17 protein-coding genes and 3 pseudogenes are annotated in these 18,368 nt (G+C 67.5%); 10 read left to right on the top strand and 10 right to left on the bottom strand.

The genetic code is table 11. The features are described from left to right. Positions 1-2 precede the first annotated feature (2 nt). Genes ABLE93_RS23375 through ABLE93_RS23350 form a run of 6 tightly spaced genes read left to right on the top strand, consistent with a single transcriptional unit; the run spans position 3 to position 5,964 of the window. Positions 3-1,163 (top strand): acyl-CoA dehydrogenase family protein, encoded by a 1,161-nt coding sequence (locus ABLE93_RS23375; RefSeq protein ID WP_348842154.1) that lies wholly within the window; start codon positions 3-5, stop codon positions 1,161-1,163. Further along, positions 1,160-2,350 (top strand): CaiB/BaiF CoA transferase family protein, encoded by a 1,191-nt coding sequence (locus ABLE93_RS23370; protein WP_348842153.1) that lies wholly within the window; start codon positions 1,160-1,162, stop codon positions 2,348-2,350. Before ABLE93_RS23375 ends, ABLE93_RS23370 begins: the two co-directional genes overlap by 4 nt. Further along, the gene (locus ABLE93_RS23365; RefSeq protein WP_348842152.1) at positions 2,347-3,123 is read left to right on the top strand and encodes a GntR family transcriptional regulator; all 777 of its coding nucleotides are present in this window, start codon (positions 2,347-2,349) and stop codon (positions 3,121-3,123) included. The genes ABLE93_RS23370 and ABLE93_RS23365 overlap by 4 nt, the downstream gene beginning before the upstream one ends. Further along, positions 3,120-4,349: an MFS transporter gene (locus tag ABLE93_RS23360; RefSeq protein WP_348842151.1), complete on the top strand. Its 1,230-nt coding sequence runs from the start codon at positions 3,120-3,122 to the stop codon at positions 4,347-4,349. Before ABLE93_RS23365 ends, ABLE93_RS23360 begins: the two co-directional genes overlap by 4 nt. A 31-nt stretch (positions 4,350-4,380) precedes the next feature. Further along, the gene (locus ABLE93_RS23355; protein WP_348842150.1) at positions 4,381-5,178 is read left to right on the top strand and encodes an HpcH/HpaI aldolase/citrate lyase family protein; all 798 of its coding nucleotides are present in this window, start codon (positions 4,381-4,383) and stop codon (positions 5,176-5,178) included. Positions 5,179-5,208: 30 nt separating this feature from the next. After that, entirely contained in the window at positions 5,209-5,964 is a 756-nt protein-coding gene (locus tag ABLE93_RS23350; RefSeq protein WP_348842149.1) for a class I SAM-dependent methyltransferase, read from the top strand. 56 nt (positions 5,965-6,020) lie between these two features. On the opposite strand, the gene ABLE93_RS23345 is transcribed toward ABLE93_RS23350, so the two are convergent. From ABLE93_RS23345 to ABLE93_RS27060, 10 genes and pseudogenes are all read right to left on the bottom strand, one after another. Then, complete coding sequence (locus ABLE93_RS23345; RefSeq protein WP_348842148.1) at positions 6,021-7,310, bottom strand: TRAP transporter large permease; 1,290 nt, start codon at positions 7,308-7,310, stop codon at positions 6,021-6,023. Continuing rightward, complete coding sequence (locus ABLE93_RS23340; protein WP_348842147.1) at positions 7,307-7,873, bottom strand: TRAP transporter small permease; 567 nt, start codon at positions 7,871-7,873, stop codon at positions 7,307-7,309. Before ABLE93_RS23340 ends, ABLE93_RS23345 begins: the two co-directional genes overlap by 4 nt. Positions 7,874-7,884: 11 nt before the next feature. Then, positions 7,885-8,901 (bottom strand): TRAP transporter substrate-binding protein DctP, encoded by a 1,017-nt coding sequence (gene dctP / locus ABLE93_RS23335; RefSeq protein WP_348842146.1) that lies wholly within the window; start codon positions 8,899-8,901, stop codon positions 7,885-7,887. A gap of 66 nt (positions 8,902-8,967) precedes the next feature. Further along, a complete protein-coding gene (locus ABLE93_RS23330; protein WP_348842145.1) occupies positions 8,968-9,867 on the bottom strand; it encodes an ArgK/MeaB family GTPase in 900 nt (299 codons plus the stop codon). Further along, positions 9,864-10,991: a CaiB/BaiF CoA transferase family protein gene (locus tag ABLE93_RS23325; protein ID WP_348842144.1), complete on the bottom strand. Its 1,128-nt coding sequence runs from the start codon at positions 10,989-10,991 to the stop codon at positions 9,864-9,866. The genes ABLE93_RS23330 and ABLE93_RS23325 overlap by 4 nt, the downstream gene beginning before the upstream one ends. Continuing rightward, a complete protein-coding gene (locus tag ABLE93_RS23320; RefSeq protein WP_348842143.1) occupies positions 10,988-11,431 on the bottom strand; it encodes a cobalamin B12-binding domain-containing protein in 444 nt (147 codons plus the stop codon). The genes ABLE93_RS23325 and ABLE93_RS23320 overlap by 4 nt, the downstream gene beginning before the upstream one ends. Continuing rightward, positions 11,428-13,056, bottom strand: coding sequence for an acyl-CoA mutase large subunit family protein (locus ABLE93_RS23315; protein WP_348842142.1), 1,629 nt, complete (start codon positions 13,054-13,056; stop codon positions 11,428-11,430). Before ABLE93_RS23315 ends, ABLE93_RS23320 begins: the two co-directional genes overlap by 4 nt. A 6-nt stretch (positions 13,057-13,062) precedes the next feature. Beyond that, positions 13,063-13,842, bottom strand: coding sequence for an enoyl-CoA hydratase/isomerase family protein (locus tag ABLE93_RS23310; protein ID WP_348842141.1), 780 nt, complete (start codon positions 13,840-13,842; stop codon positions 13,063-13,065). Next, positions 13,839-14,579, bottom strand: a complete 741-nt coding sequence (locus tag ABLE93_RS23305) for an IclR family transcriptional regulator (RefSeq protein ID WP_348842140.1) — start codon at positions 14,577-14,579, stop codon at positions 13,839-13,841. Before ABLE93_RS23305 ends, ABLE93_RS23310 begins: the two co-directional genes overlap by 4 nt. A gap of 137 nt (positions 14,580-14,716) precedes the next feature. Next, positions 14,717-14,917: pseudogene (locus ABLE93_RS27060) on the bottom strand (IS5/IS1182 family transposase); the annotation flags it as partial. 234 nt (positions 14,918-15,151) lie between these two features. Between ABLE93_RS27060 and ABLE93_RS23295 the strand changes: the two are divergent. The 4 genes and pseudogenes from ABLE93_RS23295 to ABLE93_RS23275 all read left to right on the top strand — a co-directional run bounded on the left by ABLE93_RS23295 (position 15,152) and on the right by ABLE93_RS23275 (position 18,222). Further along, complete coding sequence (locus ABLE93_RS23295) at positions 15,152-16,423, top strand: IS256 family transposase (RefSeq protein WP_348842174.1); 1,272 nt, start codon at positions 15,152-15,154, stop codon at positions 16,421-16,423. 153 nt (positions 16,424-16,576) lie between these two features. After that, a pseudogene (locus ABLE93_RS23285) lies at positions 16,577-16,888 on the top strand (enoyl-CoA hydratase/isomerase family protein); the annotation flags it as partial. Between the two features lie 41 nt (positions 16,889-16,929). Next, a pseudogene (locus ABLE93_RS23280) lies at positions 16,930-17,571 on the top strand (4Fe-4S dicluster domain-containing protein); the annotation flags it as partial. Positions 17,572-17,832: 261 nt separating this feature from the next. Then, positions 17,833-18,222, top strand: a complete 390-nt coding sequence (locus ABLE93_RS23275) for a hypothetical protein (protein ID WP_348842139.1) — start codon at positions 17,833-17,835, stop codon at positions 18,220-18,222. Positions 18,223-18,368: the final 146 nt, after the last annotated feature.

Genomic DNA, 18,368 nt, shown 5'->3' with positions numbered 1-18,368 from the left:
CGATGCTGAACGAAAAGGAAATGGTCGAGCAGGAAGACCTCATGCTCGACATGGTGGACCGGTTCCTGGAAACCGAGGTGGCACCCCATGTGCGCCACTTCGACCACGACGACGTCTACCCCGCCGATATCGTCGAGAAGATGAAGGAGATGGGGCTCTTCGGCTGCATCATCGCCGAGGAATACGGCGGGCTCGGCCTGCCCACCTCCACCTACGCGAAGATCGTGGAGCGCATCTCGCGCACCTGGATGTCGCTCTCCGGCATCATCAACTCGCACCTCATCATGGCCTCCGCCGTGCAGCGGGCGGGCACCCAGGCCCAGAAGGCCGAGTTCCTGCCCCGCTTCGCCACCGGCGAGCTGCGCGGCGGCATCGGCCTCACCGAGCCGGACGCGGGCACGGACCTCCAGGCGATCCGCACCGTCGCCCGGCGCGAGGGCGAGGAGTACGTGGTGAACGGCGCCAAGACGTGGATCACCAATTCCATGTACGGCAACTGTATCGCGCTGCTGGTGAAGACCGACCCCGCGGCCGAGCCGCGCCACCGGGGCATGAGCCTGCTCATCGCCGAGAAGGGGCCGGGCTTCGAGGTGGTGCGCAAGCTGGAGAAGCTCGGCTATCGCGGCATCGACACCTGCGAGCTGCTGTTCCGCGACTACCGCGTGCCGGTGGACCGCCTCGTGGGCGGCAAGGAGGGCCAGGGGCTCAAGCAGATCCTGTCCGGCTTGGAGCTGGGCCGCATCAATGTCGCCGCCCGCGGCGTCGGCGTGGCGCGGGCGGCGCTGGACGAGGCGCTGAAATATGCCCAGGTCCGCAAGACCTTCGGCAAGCCCATCTGCGAGCATCAGGCGATCCAGCTCATGCTGGGCGAGATGGGCACGCGGGTGGAGGCGGCCCGCCTCCTGGTTGAGCAGGCGGCCCGCGCCTTCGACCGCGGCGAGCGTTGCGACATGGAAGCCGGCATGGCGAAATACTTCGCCACCGAGGCGGCGCTCACCAACGCCACCGACGCCCTGCGCATCCACGGCGGCTACGGCTATTCCAAGGAGTACAATGTGGAGCGCCTCTATCGCGATGCGCCCCTCCTGACCATCGGGGAGGGCACCAACGAGATGCAACGCATCATCATCGCCCGCCAGCTGGTGGAAAGGAACCCGGCATGAGCCTGCCACTCGAGGGCGTCCGCATCGTCGCCGTGGAGCAGTATGGCGCCGGGCCTTTCGGCACCCAGCACCTGGCGGATCTCGGGGCCGAGGTCATCAAGATCGAGAACCCGCTGGAGGGCGGCGACGTGGGCCGCATGGTGGGCCCCTATTTCTTCGAGCCGGGGGACAGCCACTTCTTCCAGTCGTTCAATCGCAACAAGAAGAGCGTCACCCTGGACCTGAAGAGCCCTGAGGGCCAGGAGATGTTCAAGGCGCTGGTGGCCACGGCGGACGCGGTGTTCGACAACCTGCGCGGCGACCTGCCGGAGAAACTGGGCGTCACCTACGACGCCCTCTCCTCCATCAATCCGGCCATCGTGTGCTGCCACCTCTCGGCCTATGGCCGGGAAGGCCCGCGCAAGGCGTGGCCGGGCTATGACTACCTGATGCAGGCGGAGGCGGGATATTGCTCCCTGACCGGTGAGCCGGACGGGCCGCCCGCGCGCTTCGGCGTTTCCATCATCGACATGATGACGGGCACCACCGCCGCCATGGCGCTGCTCGCGGCCCTGGTTTCGGCCCGTGCCACCGGCAAGGGGCGGGACATCGACACCTCCCTGTTCGATGTGGCCATCCACAATGTGAACTATCTCGGCACCTGGTACCTGAACGAGGGGGTGAAGACCGGCCGCCTGCCGCGCGGCGCCCACCCCTCTCTGACGCCCAGCCAGATGTACAGGACGAAGGACGGCTGGCTCTTCATCATGTGCAACAAGGAGAAGTTCTGGCCGGTCCTGGCGCGGCTCATCGAACGCCCGGAATGGGCGAGCGATCCGCGCTATTCCAGCTTCAAGGCACGCCTTGCCAACCGGGACGTGCTCACCGCCGACCTCGATGCCGCCCTTTCCGCCCGCACCACCGCCGAGTGGATCGCGCTGTTTGCCGGAAAGGTGCCTGTGGCCCCCGTCTATGACGTGGCGCAGGCGATGGATAGCGACTATGTGCAGGAGCAGGGCCTGATCGCGGACGTGCCTCACCCCGCGCGCGGCACCATCAAGACGCTCGCCTGCCCGGTGCGCTGCCCCGGCGAGGACCTGCCGCTGCGGCCGGCGCCCAGGCTCGGCGCGCACAACGAGGAAATCCTCGGGCCGCTCGACGCAGCGAAGGCGCGGCCCAGACAACCGGTGTATGGCGACGCCTCATGACCCAGTCCTCTCCCCTGCCCCTCGGCGCAGGGCAGCCCCGCTACCATGCCCTCGCCCAGACGCTGATCGATGCCATCACTTCCGGCCGCTATGCGGTCGGCTCGCTTCTGCCGACGGAACACGAGCTGTGCGCGCAATTCGGCGTCAGCCGCCACACCGTCCGCGAAGCGATCCGGCGCCTGGCGGATCTCGGGCTGGTGACGCGGCAGCCGGGGGTGGGCACGCGCGTGCGCGCCATGAAGAGCGCCTCGCGCTATGTGCATTCGAGCACGGGGTCGGGCGACCTGTTCCAGTATGTGCGCGACGTGAAGCTGGTGGTCGCGCAGCAGATCGAGGTCATCGCCGACGAGGATCTGGCGGAGCTTCTGGAGTGTCAGCCGGGCCAGGCCTGGCTGAAGGTTGCGGGTGAACGACGCGTCACTGGAGAAGACCAGCCCATAGCGCTCTCCGAGGTCTTCATCATGTGGCCCTATCGCGACGTGCTGAAGGGCGTCAATGCGCCGGACCTGCCGCTCTATGCCATGATCGAGCAGCGCTATGGCGTCGTGGTCACCGAGGTGCGCCAGCAGATCAGCGCCGTGGCCATCGACGAGGAGAGCGCCAGGGTGCTGGGCGTGGAGCCGGGAACGGCGGGCCTCAGGGTGATCCGCAAGTATCTCAATGCCGCGGGCAACATCATGGAGGTCGCGGTGAACCTTCATCCCGGTGACCGCTTCAGCCATTCCATGACGCTGCGCCTCGAGAGCGACCAGGCCCCGGGACGCGGCGCATGAGGGCGCAAGGGGTAACCCCGCCGGGCGGCGGGGCGCTGTTTCCGCTCTCCGTGACCATCACCATCCAGGCGCTAGTGTCCCTGGCCTCCCTTGCCGCGCCGGTCATGGCGCCGGCAGCGGCGCGGACCACGGAGCTGGCGGCCGAGATGGTGGGCCTCTTCGTGGGGATTGTCTACGCCACCGCGAGCCTGTCGAGCCTCGTTTCGGGCGATATGGTGCGCAGGTGGGGCGCCATCCGCATGAGCCAGGTCTCGCTCCTGCTCTGCGCACTCGGGCTCACCGCGGCGGCCACCGGCACGCCCGCCATGATCCTCCTCGCGGCGGTGCTGATCGGCCTCGGCTACGGGCCGGTGACGCCGGCAAGCTCGCACATCCTGGTGCGCACCACCCCGCGCCACCGCATGGGGCTCACCTTCTCCCTGAAGCAGACGGGCGTGCCCCTGGGCGGCATGCTGGCCGGCCTCTTCCTGCCGCCGCTCATCGGCGGCCTGGGCTGGCAGATGGCGGCGCTGGTGGTCGCCGGCCTGTGCGTGGTCGCCGCCATGGTCACCCAGAGCATCCGCGCGCAGCTGGACGATGACCGCGATCCCGCCCGGGCGATCTCCGCCAAGGCGCCGCTGCGCGCGCTCCAGCTGGTGCTGACCACGCCGGCCATCCGCGACGTGGGCGTGTGCTCCTTCTTCTTCGGTGCCATGCAGCTCTGCCTCACCACCTTCCTGGTGATCTACCTCACCACCGCCCAGGGCATGGGGCTCGCGCTGGCGGGGACCATCCTCGCGGTGGCGCAGGTGGCGGGCGTGGCGGGGCGCATCGGCTGGGGCTGGCTCTCCGACCGCTTCATCCCGCCCCGCCGTCTCCTGGGCCTTCTTGGCCTTGCCATGGGGGCGGCGGGCATCACCTTCGCCGCGGCCGGCACCACCTGGCCCGTCGCCGCCTTCATGCTCCTCGCTGCCATCTTCGGCGCGAGCGCCATCGGCTGGAACGGCGTCTTCCTCGCGGAGGTGGCCAATCTCGCCCCAGCCGGGCAGGCGGCGACCGTGTCGGGCGCGAGCCTCTTCATCACCTATGCGGGCGTGGTGGTCGGTCCGCCGGCCTTCGCGCAGGTGGTGGCGCGCACGGACAGCTTCTCCGTGGCCTATCTCGCCATCGGCAGCGTCATGATGCTGGTGGGCCTCTTCCTCATCCTGACGCGGGCCGGCCCCAGCCGGCGCCCGCATCCCATCTGAACCGGCGGAGCCACTCCGCGGAGGCACGACATTGACCCATCGCAGTTATCTCTTCGTGCCCGGCGACCGGCCGGAGCGGTTCGACAAGGCCGTGGCGGCCGGTGCCGACGTGCCGGTGCTCGACCTCGAGGACGCCGTGCTGCCGGACGCCAAGGGGCGCGCCCGCTCGGCCATCCGCGATTGGCTGGCGGCCGGCGGCCGTGCCGCGGTCCGGATAAACGGCATCGGCACCCATTGGCACGAGGAGGATGTGGCGCTCCTCGCCACCCCCGGGGTCACCCACGTCATGCTACCCAAGGCGGAGGACGCGGCGGCCCTGGCCGCCTTCGCCGCCCGGCTGCCCCAGGGCCTGCCCATCGTCCCGCTCATCGAGAGCGCCGTGGGTCTGTGCGAGGCGCGCGCGCTGGCGGCGGTGAAGGGCGTGCGCCAGCTGGCGTTCGGCTCGGTGGATTTCCAGTTGGACACCGGCATCGAGGATGATGTCTCCGGCCTCCTCTATGTCCGCTCCTGCCTTGTGATCGCCTCCGCCGCGGCGGGTATCGCGCCCGCGGTGGACGGCGTCACCGTCGCCCTGGACGACGAGGAGCGCCTTTTGGCCGACGTGCGGGCCGCCCGCGGACTCGGCTTCGCCGGCAAGCTCTGCATCCATCCGAAGCAGGTGGCGGCGGTGCACCGGGGCTTCGCGCCCGATGCAGCCCAGCTCGCCAAGGCTTCCGCCATCGTCGCCGCCGCCGACAGTGCCGGCAACGGCGCGGTGCGGCTGAACGGCCAGCTCATCGACCGGCCGGTGGTGGAACGGGCGCGCCGCCTGCTCGCCCAGGCGGTCTGACGGAACCGAGGTGAGGGAGGAAACAACAAGATGACCCAACCCGAACGCATCACTGACGAGCTGGAGCTGATCAAGCGCCACGTGCCCGTTCGGGGCGGCCATCTCCTCGACCTCGGTTGCGGCAGCGGGGACATGACGCGGCGCCTGGTGACGGAAGGCGGTGCGGCCTCGGCCCTGGGGCTGGACATCGAGGCGGCCGTGCCCGTTCAGGCGACACCGGTGGCGGGTGTCGCCTTTCGCGCCGGGCAGGCCGAAGCCCTCGATCTGGCGGATGCCAGCTGCGACGGCGTGCTGATGCTGAAATCCCTGCATCACGTGCCGGTGGAGCGGATGGACGAGGCCCTTGCCGAGGTGGCGCGCGTGCTGCGACCCGGTGGCGTGCTCTACGTGTCCGAGCCCATGGCCCGCGGCCCGTTCGACGAGATCATGCGCAACTTCCATGACGAGGCGGAGGTGCGCGCCGCCGCGCAGAACGCACTGCGGCGGGTGGGCGCCTTGCGCGTGATGAAGGATTTCATCTTCCTCTCGCCGATCGCCTTCCCGGATTTTGCGAACTTCGAGCGGCGCATGATGACGCTGCCGAACCTGACCCGGCCCATCACGCCCGGAATCCGCGCGGCGACCGAAGCGGCCTACCGAGAGCGCGCCGCCGCGGACGGGAGCTTCGCGGCGGAGCGGGAGTTCGCCGTCAAGGCCCTGCGCCTCCATGAGGGCGCGCCGGCGCCTTCCGGTGATCTCCCGGCGCCGATCGCAGACGCCCGCAGCAGCCGATCTCAGCCGGCGTGATCATTACGCTCCGCGGATCGAGCCGCCGAAAGGGGAGGGGCATCGCCCCCCTCGGCTCAGATGAAGACCTGCGGCAACACCGCCACCAGGGCCAGCGCCAGAGCCATGATCAGGACGTAGGGCAGGGTCCCGGCAATGATGCGCCCCAGCGGCACCTCCGGCACCACGCCCTTTACCACGAACAGATTGAGCCCCACGGGCGGCGTGATGAGCGCCATCTCCATGTTGATCATCAAGATCACCCCGAACCACACCTTGTCCCACCCGAAGGTCTCGATGATGGGGATGATGATGGGCGTGGTGATGACGATGATGGACAAGGTTTCCAGGAAGCAGCCCAGGAAGAGCAACAGCAGGTTGATGGCGATGAAGACCAGCCACGGCGGCAGGTCCGCCCCGGCCACCGCGCGCGAGAGCGTGGGCGCCACGTCCGTAGTGGTGAGGGCGTAGCCGAACAGCATGGCGCCGGCGATGATGGCCAGCACCATGATGCTGCCGCGGCCCGTTTCCATGAGGATCATCCGGCATTTGCGCCAGTCTAGCTCGCGATAGAGGCCTAAAGCCAGGAGCAGGCTGACGGCCACGCCGATGGCCGCCGTCTCCGTCGGCGTGGCGATGCCCGTATAGATGGAACCCAGGATGATGGCGATGAGCGCCGCCATCGGCAGGATCTCCACCAGCGCCCGCGCCCGGTCCGCAAGGCTGACCGGCCCCATGCGTGCGCTCTGGGCCATGGTGGAGACCCGCGTGCGGGCCAGCCACATCTGGTAGCCGCCGAACAGCAGCGCCAGCAGCAGACCCGGCAGGATGCCCGCCATGAACAGCTTGCCGACGGATTCCTCCGCGATGACGCCATAGACGATCATGGGGATGGACGGTGGGATGAGGATGCCGAGCGTGCCCCCCGCGGCGACCGCACCGCAGGCGTCGGATTCGCGATAGCCGAAACGCCGCATCTCGCTGACCGAGAAACGGCCGATGGCGGCGGCCGTGGCCACGCTGGAGCCCGAGATGGCGGCCATCACCGCGCAGGCGATGGTGGTGGCCACCGCGAGGCTTCCGGGCAGGCCGGCCGACAGGGTGGCGATGGCCGAATAGAGCCGCGCGCCCATGCCGGAGGCGGCGATGATGGCGCCCATGAGAATGTAGAGCGGCACCGCTGTGAGCGTGAAATTGGTGACCGAATCCCAGATGGTGCTGGGCACGAGGCCCAGCGCCGACCAGTCCCCGCCGCCCGCCATGAGCAGCGTGGAGATGGCGATGGCGAACAGCGCGAAGGCCACGGGCACACCCACCAGCATGAGGCCCATGAGGCCGCCGAACATGAAGACCGCGGTCGCTGTCACGATGGCACCTCGCGATGGGCGGCCTGCGCGCGCGGGCGCATGGAGCAGAGCCGGCCGAGCAGGCGCACCGCCTGGAAGGCGAACAGGAGAACGCTGCCGGCAAGGAAGGTGAGATAGGGAATCCAGAGCGGGACGGAGAGCATGCTCACGGAACGCTCGCCGCTGGTGAAGGCATCGTGCCAATAGCCCCAGCTCAGGGCCACCAGCACACCGGCCAGCAGCAGCACCGCAAGGTCGCAGAACAGCCGCAGCCGGCTGGCCGCCCGCCCCTTCAGGCTCACCAGGAGAAAATCGACCTCCACATGGGCGCCCTGGTAAAGCGCGGCGCCCATGCCCACGAAGACGATGTAGCCGATGAGATAGGCTGAGACCTCCTCCACCCAGATCACGGAATAACCGAGAACCGAGCGCATGAAGACCTCGTAGCACACCGACGCGGCAATGACGGCGGCCGCAAGGCCCGCGCTCGCGACGATCAACCCCGCGAGGCGCTCGATGAAGAGGGGCGCCGTCGACGCCCCCTCCCCTTGTGGGTTGGCCTGCCGGCCGGCGTCCTGGCTCATGGCATCACGGCTCACGACTTGCCGGCGAGCATCATGTCCAGAATGGGCGCCGCCTGCGGGAAGTCCGCCTTAAACTTCTCGTGGCTGCGCTTGAAGAAGGGCTGCCAGCTGTCCCACTCCTTGAGGGACATCTTGGTGACCTTCACGCCGTGATCGGCGAATTCCTTCGCGATCCGCGCGTCCTCCTCCTTGGCGCCGGCGAGGCTGCCGGGCTCGAGGCTGGCGCCCACCTCCGTGAGGATCTTCTGCTGCGCGGGCGTCAGCTTCTCCCACGTCTTCATGCTGATGGCGATGGGCTCGATGGTGAAGTAGACTGAATATTCCTCCGGCGAGGTGTAGGCCTTGGAGACCTCATAGAGGCGGAAGGCGCCGAACGAGGAGGAGGAGGTCCACATGGCGTCCAAGAGGCCGAGCTGCATGGCGTTGTAGTTGTCGGACGAGGGCATGGACACCGGGGTCGCCCCCGCATCATGCAGCGCCGCCTCCATATACTTGCCGGCGGCCCGCACCTTCTTGCCCTTCACATCGTCCGGACCATGAACCGGCGCGCCCGAGGAGGCGACGCCGCCGGAGATCTGGATCCAGGACAGGGTCTTGAAGCCGTAGGCCTCGGCCTTGGCCTCGATCTTCTTCCACGCTTCCGACTTGCGGAAAGCGAAGACGTCGTCATGGGTCTTCCAGATGCCGGGCATCAGGATGAGGTTCATCTCGGGAATGGCACCCGCGGCGTAGATGTAGGGATAGACGGCGAGGTCCACCGTGCCGGTCTTCAGGGCCACATGTGTGTTGGAGGCCTTGGCCAAAGACTGGGCGGGATAGAAGGTGATCTTGATCTCGCCGTTGGTGCGCTTCTCCACCTCGCTGGCGAACTTCACGGCGGCCGCGACCACATAGTCCTTCTCGTCCTGCGGCCATTGGTGGGCGAGCTTGAGGGTGATGGGCTCGGCCCGCGCGGCCGGAGCCGCGACGAGCGAAAGACCCGCCAGCAGTACGGCGGCGAGAGTGCCGCTGAGCAACGTCTTGGACATCTGGATGATCCTCCCTGTTTGGGTCTGGTGCGCCTGTTGATCGGCGCTTGGTGAAATGGCTCCGCGCTAGCCGTCTCCCCTATGGGAGAGGCCGGCGAGGACGGCGGCATAAAGGGCGGGAAGCGGCTGCTCGAACGCCTCGTGCGGCAGGTCCGCGAGGGCCCGCGTGAGCTGGCGCCAGAACAGGCCCTTGACGCGCTGGCGGGCGCGGCGCAGCCGTGCATCGTCGCCGCCCGCGGCCTGGCATGCCGCGGCGGCCTCGATGGCATCGTCGAGGGCGGCGATATTCTCCCCCGCATCGGCGCGCACACGCAGCACCGGCGGTGGATCGCCGGGGGAGGTCAAGGCAAGGGTGGCCTTCAGCTCCGCCTCCACCTTGGCGGCGTCGGGCTGGTCGGCCTTGTTCACCACATAGATGTCGGCGGTCTCCAGGATGCCCGCCTTCATGGCCTGGATCTGGTCGCCGGCGCCGGGGGAGAGCACGAGAAGCTCCACATCCACCAGCTCGCGCACGGCGAACTCCGACTGGCCGACGCCCACGGTCTCCAGGATGATCTCGTCGAAGCCGAAATCGTCGAACACGGCGAGGATCTCGGGCAGGTTGTCGGCCAGGCCGTCGGTGGCGCCGCGGCTGGCAATGGAGCGGATGAAGACGCGCGGATCGTCCACCAGGGCATCCATGCGGATGCGGTCGCCCAGGATGGAGCCGCCGGTCTTGGGGCTGGTGGGATCGATGGCCACGATAGCCACCCGGCCGGCGCGGGCCAGGCGATGGCGGGCCAGAGCGGCGATGAGCGTGCTCTTGCCGGCGCCCGGCGGGCCGGTCACGCCGATGCGGCGGGCCAGGTGCCCGCCTTCGCCACGGGATGCCTTGAGGATGTCCGCCACCGCGGCATCGGCGGCGCGCGACAGCGCCCGGCCCAGCGCGCGCCGATCCAGCATCGGAGTGCGCGGGGCCACGTTCATGCCGCGTGCCCTCCATCGGCGAGGTCGTCGTGCTCGCCCAGAAGGGGCGGCGGCGCGAAATGCTCCTTGGCCCCCACCACCTTGATGGGATTGCCCACCACGCGGAGGGTGGCGCCGCCGCAATCCACGTGGGCCACCATGTCCCTCGCCGCGGTATGCTCGCTGGCGAGCGCCTGCTCCAGCGTCTCCACGCCGGCCGCCACCACGCCCAGCGCCGACAGGCGCCGCACCAGGTCGTCCGTCCCCTCGCCCTTCAGCGCTGCCTCGATCTCGCCCAGCACCAGGTCGCGGTTGGCCCGGCGCGCATCCATGGTGGAGAAGCGCGGGTCGGTCAGCCAGTGCCCCTGCCCCAGCTCCTGGGCGAACCGGCGCCAGAAGTCGTCATGGGTGATGAAGAGCGCGATCCAGCCGTCGCAGGTGGGGAAGATCTGCGCGGGGACGATGTAGGGATGGGCGGAGCGGTCCATGCGCCGCGCCGGCTCGCGGGCATTGAGCCAGGCGCCGGCGATGTAGTTGAGCTGGGAGAGCATGACGTCGTACATGGCGATGTCGACCTGCCCGCCCTTGCCCTCCACGAGCTTCGCCACCAGCCCCAGCGCGCCCATGATGCCGGCGGAATTGTCCACCGCCGAATAGCCGGTCTTCACCGGCGGTCCGTCGGGCTCGCCCGTGAGCGCCATGATGCCGGTGAGCGCCTGGATCACGTAGTCGTAGGCCGGCCGCTCCGCAAAGGGGCTGTCGAGGCCGTAGCCGGTGAGCGCGACGCACACGATCTTCGGGTTCCACCGCTTCAGGTGGCCGTAGGTCAGGCCGAGCTTGCGGATCGCCGACGGCCGCAGGTTGGTGAGCAGCGCATGGGAGCCGGCCACCAGGTCGCCCAGCTTGCGCTGCCCCTCGCCGCTGGCGAGGTCGAGCACGATGCTCTTCTTGTTGCGGTTGAGGCTGGCGAAATAGGCGTTGTGGCCACCGATGGTGTGGGGGCTGATGCGCCGGCCGATATCGCCCTCCGGCGGCTCGACCTTGATGACGTCCGCCCCCAGATCCGCCAGCAGCATGGTGCTGTACGGGCCCATGAGCATGTGCCCGATCTCGATGATGCGGATTCCGGAAAGCGGCCCGCTCATGCCGGGGTCCCCTGGAGGCCCGCGGCCACCTCGGCCACCACGTCATCGAGCTTCATGTCGGCGGTGAAGACCGCCTTGACGCCTAGTTCCAGCAGGGCCGGCACGTCCTCCGCAGGGATGGTGCCGCCCACGAAGACGGGAATGGCCGAAGCCCCCTCTTCTGCCAGCGCGGCGATGGAATCCGCCACCAATTCCTTGTGGCTGCCGGAGAGAATGGACAGGCCCACCGCGTCCACATCCTCGTCCACCGCCACGCGGGCGATGAAGCCGGGGCTCTTGCGCAGGCCGGTATAGATCACCTCGGCGCCCGCATCGCGCAGCGCCAGGGCGATCACCTTGGCGCCCACGTCGTGGCCGTCGAGCCCCGGCTTGGCGACCAGGATGCGCTTGCCCTTGAGGGGCGTCGCGGGAACGGCGGGGGTTTCGAGGATGTCGCTCATAGCCGGATGGGCTCCTGGAACTCGCCCCAGCAGGCCTTGAGCCGCGCCACCATCTCACCGACGGTGGCATAAGCGTGGCAGCATTCGACGAGGTACGGCATGATGTTCTCACCGTCGTCGGCGGCCGCTGCGCCGAGCCGGTCGAGGGCGCGGGAGACGGCGGCATTGTCGCGCCGGTCCATCACCGCCTCGTACTTCTCCACCACGCGGCGGCTCGCCTTGGGGTCGATGCGGAACACCTCCACGGCGCCGCGGTCCTCGTCCTCCTTGCGGAAGACGTTGAGCCCCACCACCGGAAAGGCGCCGGAATCGATCTGCCGCTTGCGCTCGTGGGCGCGCTGGGCGACCCGCATCTGCAGCCATCCGTCCTCGATGGCCTTGACCGCGCCGCCATAGGCTTCCACCTCGTCCATGCGCTCGCGGATGCGCTTCTCCATCTCGTCGGTAAGCCACTCCACATAGTGGGAGCCGCCCAGAGCATCGACGCTGCGCGCCACGCCGCTTTCCAGCGCCACGATCTGCTGGGTGCGCAGGGCGATCTCGGCGGAGGTCTCGGTGGGGATCTGGAACGCCTCGTCATAGGCGCATGTGAAGATGGACTGGGCGCCGGAGAGCACGGCCGCCACCGTCTCGATGGCGACGCGCACGATGTTGTTCTGCGGTTGCGGCGCCACCAGCGAGGAGCCGCCGCACACCACGCCGAAGCGGAACATCTGCGCCTTGGGATCGGTGACGCCGTAGCGCGTCTTCATGATCTCCGCCCAGATGCGCCGGCCGGCGCGGAACTTCGCCACCTCCTCGAACAGGTCCATGTGCACGTAGAAGAAGAAGGACAGGCGCTTGGCGAACTTCTCCGCATTGCCGCCGCGCCGCAGCAGCTCGTCCACATAAGCGAGGCCGTTGGCCAGCGTGTAGGCCATCTCCTCCACCGCGTTGCAGCCGGCATCGCGCATGTGGGCGCCGGCGATGGAGATGGGGTTGAAGCGCGGCGTCGTCCGGTTGGCGTAGAGGATGGAATCCGCGGTCAGGCGCATGGAGGGGCGCACCGGGAAGATCCAGGTGCCGCGCGCCACATATTCCTTCAGAATGTCGTTCTGGATGGTGCCGGTGAGCAGGACCGGGTCGATCCCGCGCCGCTCGGCGCAGGCCACGTACATGGCGTAGATGAGCGCCGCCGTGCCGTTGATGGTGAAGGAGGTGGAGATCTTCGCAAGGTCGATGCCGTCGAACAGGATCTCCATCTCGGACAGGTTGGAGAGCGAGACGCCGACCTTCCCGATCTCCGAGCGCGCCATGGGGTCGGTCGGGTCGTAGCCGCACTGGGTGGGCAGGTCGAGGGCGACGGACAGGCCGGTCTGGCCCTCGCGCAGCAGGAACTGGTAGCGCGCGTTGGACTCTTCCGCGGTGCCGAAGCCGGAATACTGGCGCATGGTCCAGGCGCGGCCGCGGAAGCCGTCCGGAAAGATGCCGCGGGTGAAGGGAAATTCGCCCGGCTGCTCCAGCGCGCCGCCGGCCACCATGCCGGCGTCCACCACCCGGGGCGCCTCGATGCCCGAGGGCGTCGCGGGGGAGATCCCCTTGGGATCCTCGGTCTCGACCATGGGCTTCTGCTTGAGCGCTGTCATGGGGTCTCAGCTCCTGCGGGCCAGCATGCGCTCGGCGGCGGCCCAGTGCTCCTGGCTCGTCCAGGCTCGGATGAAGCGGGCGCGCTCCTCGGTCGAGAAGGCCGCGCGCCACGACGGGTCCCGCGCCGCCAGCGCCATCGCCTTCAGGTCGCGCACCAGCGCCGGAGGACGGCCGAGGATCGGCGCGACGACGCGGTCGACCAGCTCGGCGAGGCTCTCCCCCTCGCCGGCCACGGCGTCGAGGAGACCCAGCCGCTGCGCCTCCGCCGGCGCCAGCGGCTCGGCGGCGAGCAGGAGGCCCATGGCCCGGCGCGGGCCCAGCGCGGCATTGAGATCGGCGCCGCCGCCGAACCCGGTGGTGAGGCCGAGCTGCGCCTGGACGAAGCCGATGCGCGCATGGGCGGCGGCGATGCGGAAGTCGCAGGCCAGGGCGAGCTCGGCCCCGCCGCCGAGGGCCACCCCGTTCAACGCCGCGACGACGGGCACAGGAAAGCTGCGCACCGCATCGAGCGCCGCGCGGCCGGCGTCGAACAGCGCTCCGGCCTCGGCCGTGCTGCGGCGGTCGTTCAGCTCCTTCAGGTCGCCGCCGGCGGCGAAGGCCCGGTCCCCGGCGCCGGTGAGCACCGCAGCGCAGATGTCGGGCGCGTCGGCGAACCGGGTGAAGACCGTCTGCAGCTCGTGCAGGGTCTCCAGACTCAGGGCGTTGCGGGCCTGTGGACGGTTGATGGTCACGTCGAGGCGCGCGCCCGTCACCGCCACCTGGAGCTGGCGCGTCCCGGCGGTCATGCCGCGGCTCCCCGGAGGTCGCGCGCCGCCGCCAGCAGATGCCCGGCCACGGTCTCGACGGCCTTCGCCATCCGATAGCCGGGACCCGCGACAGCGATGCCGATGGCCATCCCGTCCAGGTCCAGGGCGACCGAGAGGGCGGTGACGTCCGCCACGTTCTCGCCGCGCGTGATGAAATAGCCACGCGCCCTGCCCGCATCCAGATCGGCCTTCAACCGCTCCGGATCGGTGATGGTGTTGGCGGTGACGGCGGGGAGCGGCGCCTTGCCGGCCAGCGCGTCGAGGCTGCTCCCGGGGCTCAGGGACAGGAGCGCCTTGCCGATGGAGCTGGAATGGAGCGGCTTGAAGTCGCCGGGGCTGGCCGAATAGCGGATGGTCTGGGGACCTTCCAGCACCTCCAGATAGAGCACCTGGTCGCCCTGCCGCGTGCCCACGATCACCGTCTCCTCGGTCGCCGTCCTGAGCGCCTCCAGGTGCGGAAGGAGGCGCTGGAGATAGGAATCCTTGGCGGCGATGGCGGTGGTGAGCGCGTGCAGCTTGCGCGTGGGATAGAAACCGCGTCGGCGGCTCACCGCATAGAGGTAGCCGCGCTTGAGCAGGGTCTGGATGAGCCCGTAGCAGCTCGACAGCGGCACGTCGATGGACGGCGCGATCTCCGTGAGCAGCAGGGGGCGCCCTTCGGCGCCGAACACCTCGAAGATCTGGAAAGCCCGGGAGGCCGATCGAACCACGCTCATTTATTTCATATATCCGAAATTAAGTTTACAATACCAAAATAAAAATACAGCACCTTGTCAAGATATTTCGCTGGTATGGGTGGCAAGCGTGAAAATACGTTGGAATCTCAATGGTCTTTGGACGCAACTGAGCTACGCCGGATGAGCTTGTGCCTGCGATCGATGTTCACGTGGTTCTTGTAGCCGAAATAACAGCGCCCGTGCTTCTTGGTCCAGCGCGCGTCCTTGTCCTTCTGCCGGTTCTTGTTGGGCTCGTCCTTCCACTCCTGCGGAGTCGCGCCGGCCTTGATCGTCTCGTTCTCCTCGCGCCGGTTGTGCTGCTTGGGCGCGGTGACGATGTAATTGCTCACCCTGCCGCTGGCAGAGGGTTGCCGTGTAGCGCGAGACGGATGGCGCACAAGGGCTCGATCGAGCGGCGTCTGTAAATGCCGCTTTTAGAGCAGGCTCCGAACGATTTGAATCTGGAGGATTCTGTCAGAGCTATGGCGGAATCTGGGTGATGACGGATTGAGGAAGGCGGCGTATCGAGGCGGGTGAGAGCCTGCCAGAACCTCGCGAAGGAGCGATACGCCATCACGACAGATAGCAGCATTCTGAGCTTTGCGCACCCCGACACGCTCGACGATCCCCTGACATCGGTTCTGCGCGAAGGCGCGCGCCGGCTTCTGGCGCAGGCGGTGGAGGCGGAAGCGGATGCGTTTCTGGCGGCCATGGCCGACGCGCGCCTGGCCGATGGGCGTGCCCGTGTGGTGCGGCACGGGCATGGTCCGGAGCGGGCGATCCAGACGGGGATCGGCCCGGTCCCGGTGAAGCGCGCCAAGCTGCGCGACCGGGCGGCTGAGGCCTGCGGCGAGGACCGCATCACCTTCACCTCGTCGATCCTGCCGAAATGGGCGCGGCGGACGAAGAGCCTCGATACCCTGCTCCCGGTTCTCTACCTGCGCGGCATCTCGACCGGCGATTTCCAGGAGGCGCTTGCCGCGCTTCTGGGCAAGGACGCACCGAACCTGTCGCCGTCGGTGATCGGACGGCTGAAGGAGGAATGGACGCACGACTATGACCGCTGGCAGCGGCGCGATCTGTCGGCCCGCCGCTACGTCTACATCTGGGCCGACGGGGTCTATCTTCAGGCGCGCATGGAGGACGATGCCGCCTGCATGCTGGTCGTCATCGGCGCGACGCCGGAAGGCAGGAAGGAACTGGTCGGCTTTCAGGTCGGCGTCCGTGAGAGCACCCAGAGCTGGCGCGAGCTGCTCGTCGACCTGAAGGCCCGCGGGCTTTCGATCGCGCCGCAGATCGCCGTCGGCGACGGCGCGCTCGGCTTCTGGAAGGCACTGGAGGAGGTGTTCCCCGCGACCCGCCACCAGCGCTGCTGGCAGCACAAGCTCGTCAACGTGCTCAACAAGGTGCCGAAGTCGGTGCAGCCGAACATGAAGGCCGATCTCAGGGAGATCCGCGACGCGCCCGATCGGGCGACAGCCGAAGTCGCGATGGCCATTTTCGTCGACAAATACGCCGCCAAATATCCCAAGGCCGTCGACTGCCTGACGAAGGACCGTGACAGGCTGCTGACCTTCTTCGACTTCCCGGCCGAGCATTGGGACCATCTGCGCACGTCGAACCCGATCGAAAGCGTCTTCGCCACCGTCAGGCACCGCACCGTGCGCACCAAGGGAAGCCTGTCGCACAAGACGGCGCGGCTCATGGTCTTCAAGCTCGTCATGAGCGCCGCCAAGACCTGGCGGCGACTGAAGGGCGAAAATCAGTTGCCAATGGTCATCGCCGGCGTCAAATTTACCGTCGGTGTCGCAGAGTCGGCGACGCCAGCTAACCGCGCCGCCTGATCGGCCCCATCACCCAATTCCGACCATAGCTCCTTCTAGGCGACGTCCGGCTGTTCCGCATCTTCGAGGGGACGACGCAGATTCAGCAGCTCGTCATCGCTCGTGAGCTGCTCAAGGGCGCGTCCTGACCGCAATTCGACCAGCGAGGAAGACATGACCGTAGAACTGACGCGGCAGGAAGAGTTCGCCATTCTTACTCTCAACCGGCCCGAGGCGCTTAACGCCCTCAATGCCGAGACGATCCGGGAGATCGGCGCGGCGATCGACGAGGCCGGCCGAATGGAAGCGCGCGTCCTCATCATCACGGGAGCGGGAGAGAAGGCATTTTGTGCCGGGACCGACGTCAAGGAGATGGTCGGGATCGACCTGATTGCCAAGAAGCGCAAATCAGAGTTGGGGCAATCGACCTTTGCCAAGCTCGACACGCTTCCCATCCCGTCGGTGGCCCTCGTCAACGGATATGCGTTCGGCGGTGGGCTTGAGCTCGCCCTGGCGTCGACCTTCCGTCTTGCGACGCCGCGCTCTCCGGCATTCTCGCCGCCGATCATCTCGCCGGCGCGCTGGCTGAGGATCGCGGCCACGACGAGCTTTCCAGCTACGAGGCGGCGTGGCGCTCGTCCGCCATCGGCGCGGACCTGAAGAACGTGCGCAACGTGAAGCCGCTGTGGTCGAAGTTCGGCACCTTCGTCGGCATTCCGCTGGGCACGCTGGACATGTGGACCAACACATTCGGCTTCTCCCTGTTCGGCACGCTGAAGCACGGCAAGACCGACGCCGCCTCTCTCAAGCCGGCGAAGGCGTGCAAGAAGATCACCTATCCCCGGCCCGATGGCGTGCTGACCTTCGACAAGCTGTCCTCGGTGTTCCTGTCCAACACCAACCACGAGGAGAACCAGCAGGTCCACCTGGTGGTGAAGGACATGGACCTGCAGAAGGCGTCGGAGCACGACGTTTATGCCGGCCCGTCCAACCGCTACTGCCCGGCCGGCGTCTATGAGTGGATCGAGGAGGGGGCGGACGCGCCGCGCTTCCAGATCAACGCGCAGAACTGCGTCCACTGCAAGACGTGCGACATCAAGGACCCCAACCAGAACATCACCTGGACCGCACCCGAGGGCGGCGGCGGACCGAACTACCCGAATATGTAGAATCCCATGAATCTGGCCTTTGCGCGTCTCCTGGCCCCAATCGGTGACATCATCCGATGACCGGATGGAGCCTGCCGTCCAGCGTAACGTATGCGGCGCAACCGTCCAGCCGATGGCCAGTATTCGCCTTTGCTCAAGCGCATATGAACAGCATCGTTTCAGCAACTGGCAGCAGACCGAGTTCGTCTTGAAGATCGGCTCTGGTAAATGTGCGTGTTTGGACGAGGCGCGTATGAATCAACGGAAAAGGGATGGTGTGGTGTGTATCGGTTCATCTCTGAAACATGTATCGCCTGTGATAAAGCTGATATGGCAGTCGATAAAATATGTCGACGACTTGCGTCATTGTGTTCAACAATCAAAATTCGCGATGGATGTGTTTTGCAGTTTGACGGTGGACGAGCGGCCCTGAAAGTGGCTGATAATATGCTTTTGATGCGCGTTGAGGCCAACCATCTCCTCTACTCTTGTGCGATAAAAGCCGTTCTGGAGGGGGCACTAGCGGAGACTCATGACCAAAAGCAAAAATACTTGGCATGGCTCACTGCCAAGAACGAGCCATTTGCTGCTTTGGCAGGCCGTGCTGCTGTGACGAAGGAACGAGATGAGCGACAATTTCAATGTGCCGGTACCGCCAATGACAAGGACTAGCGTCCGCACTCGCGTGCATCTAGGCAGTGTGGACGAAATCGCGATTGAATCTCGCTCAGGTATTCCCCTGCCGAATCCGGCATGATTCATAGGACTCCGACTGATTCGGAGACCAGAAGCCATGTCGACGCGGATGGACGAGGAGG

It is taken from the genome of Xanthobacter pollutisoli (genome assembly GCF_040044995.1).
In the GTDB taxonomy this organism is placed as follows: Bacteria; Pseudomonadota; Alphaproteobacteria; order Rhizobiales; family Xanthobacteraceae; genus Xanthobacter.
This window is presented reverse-complemented; position numbering and strand designations above follow the sequence as displayed.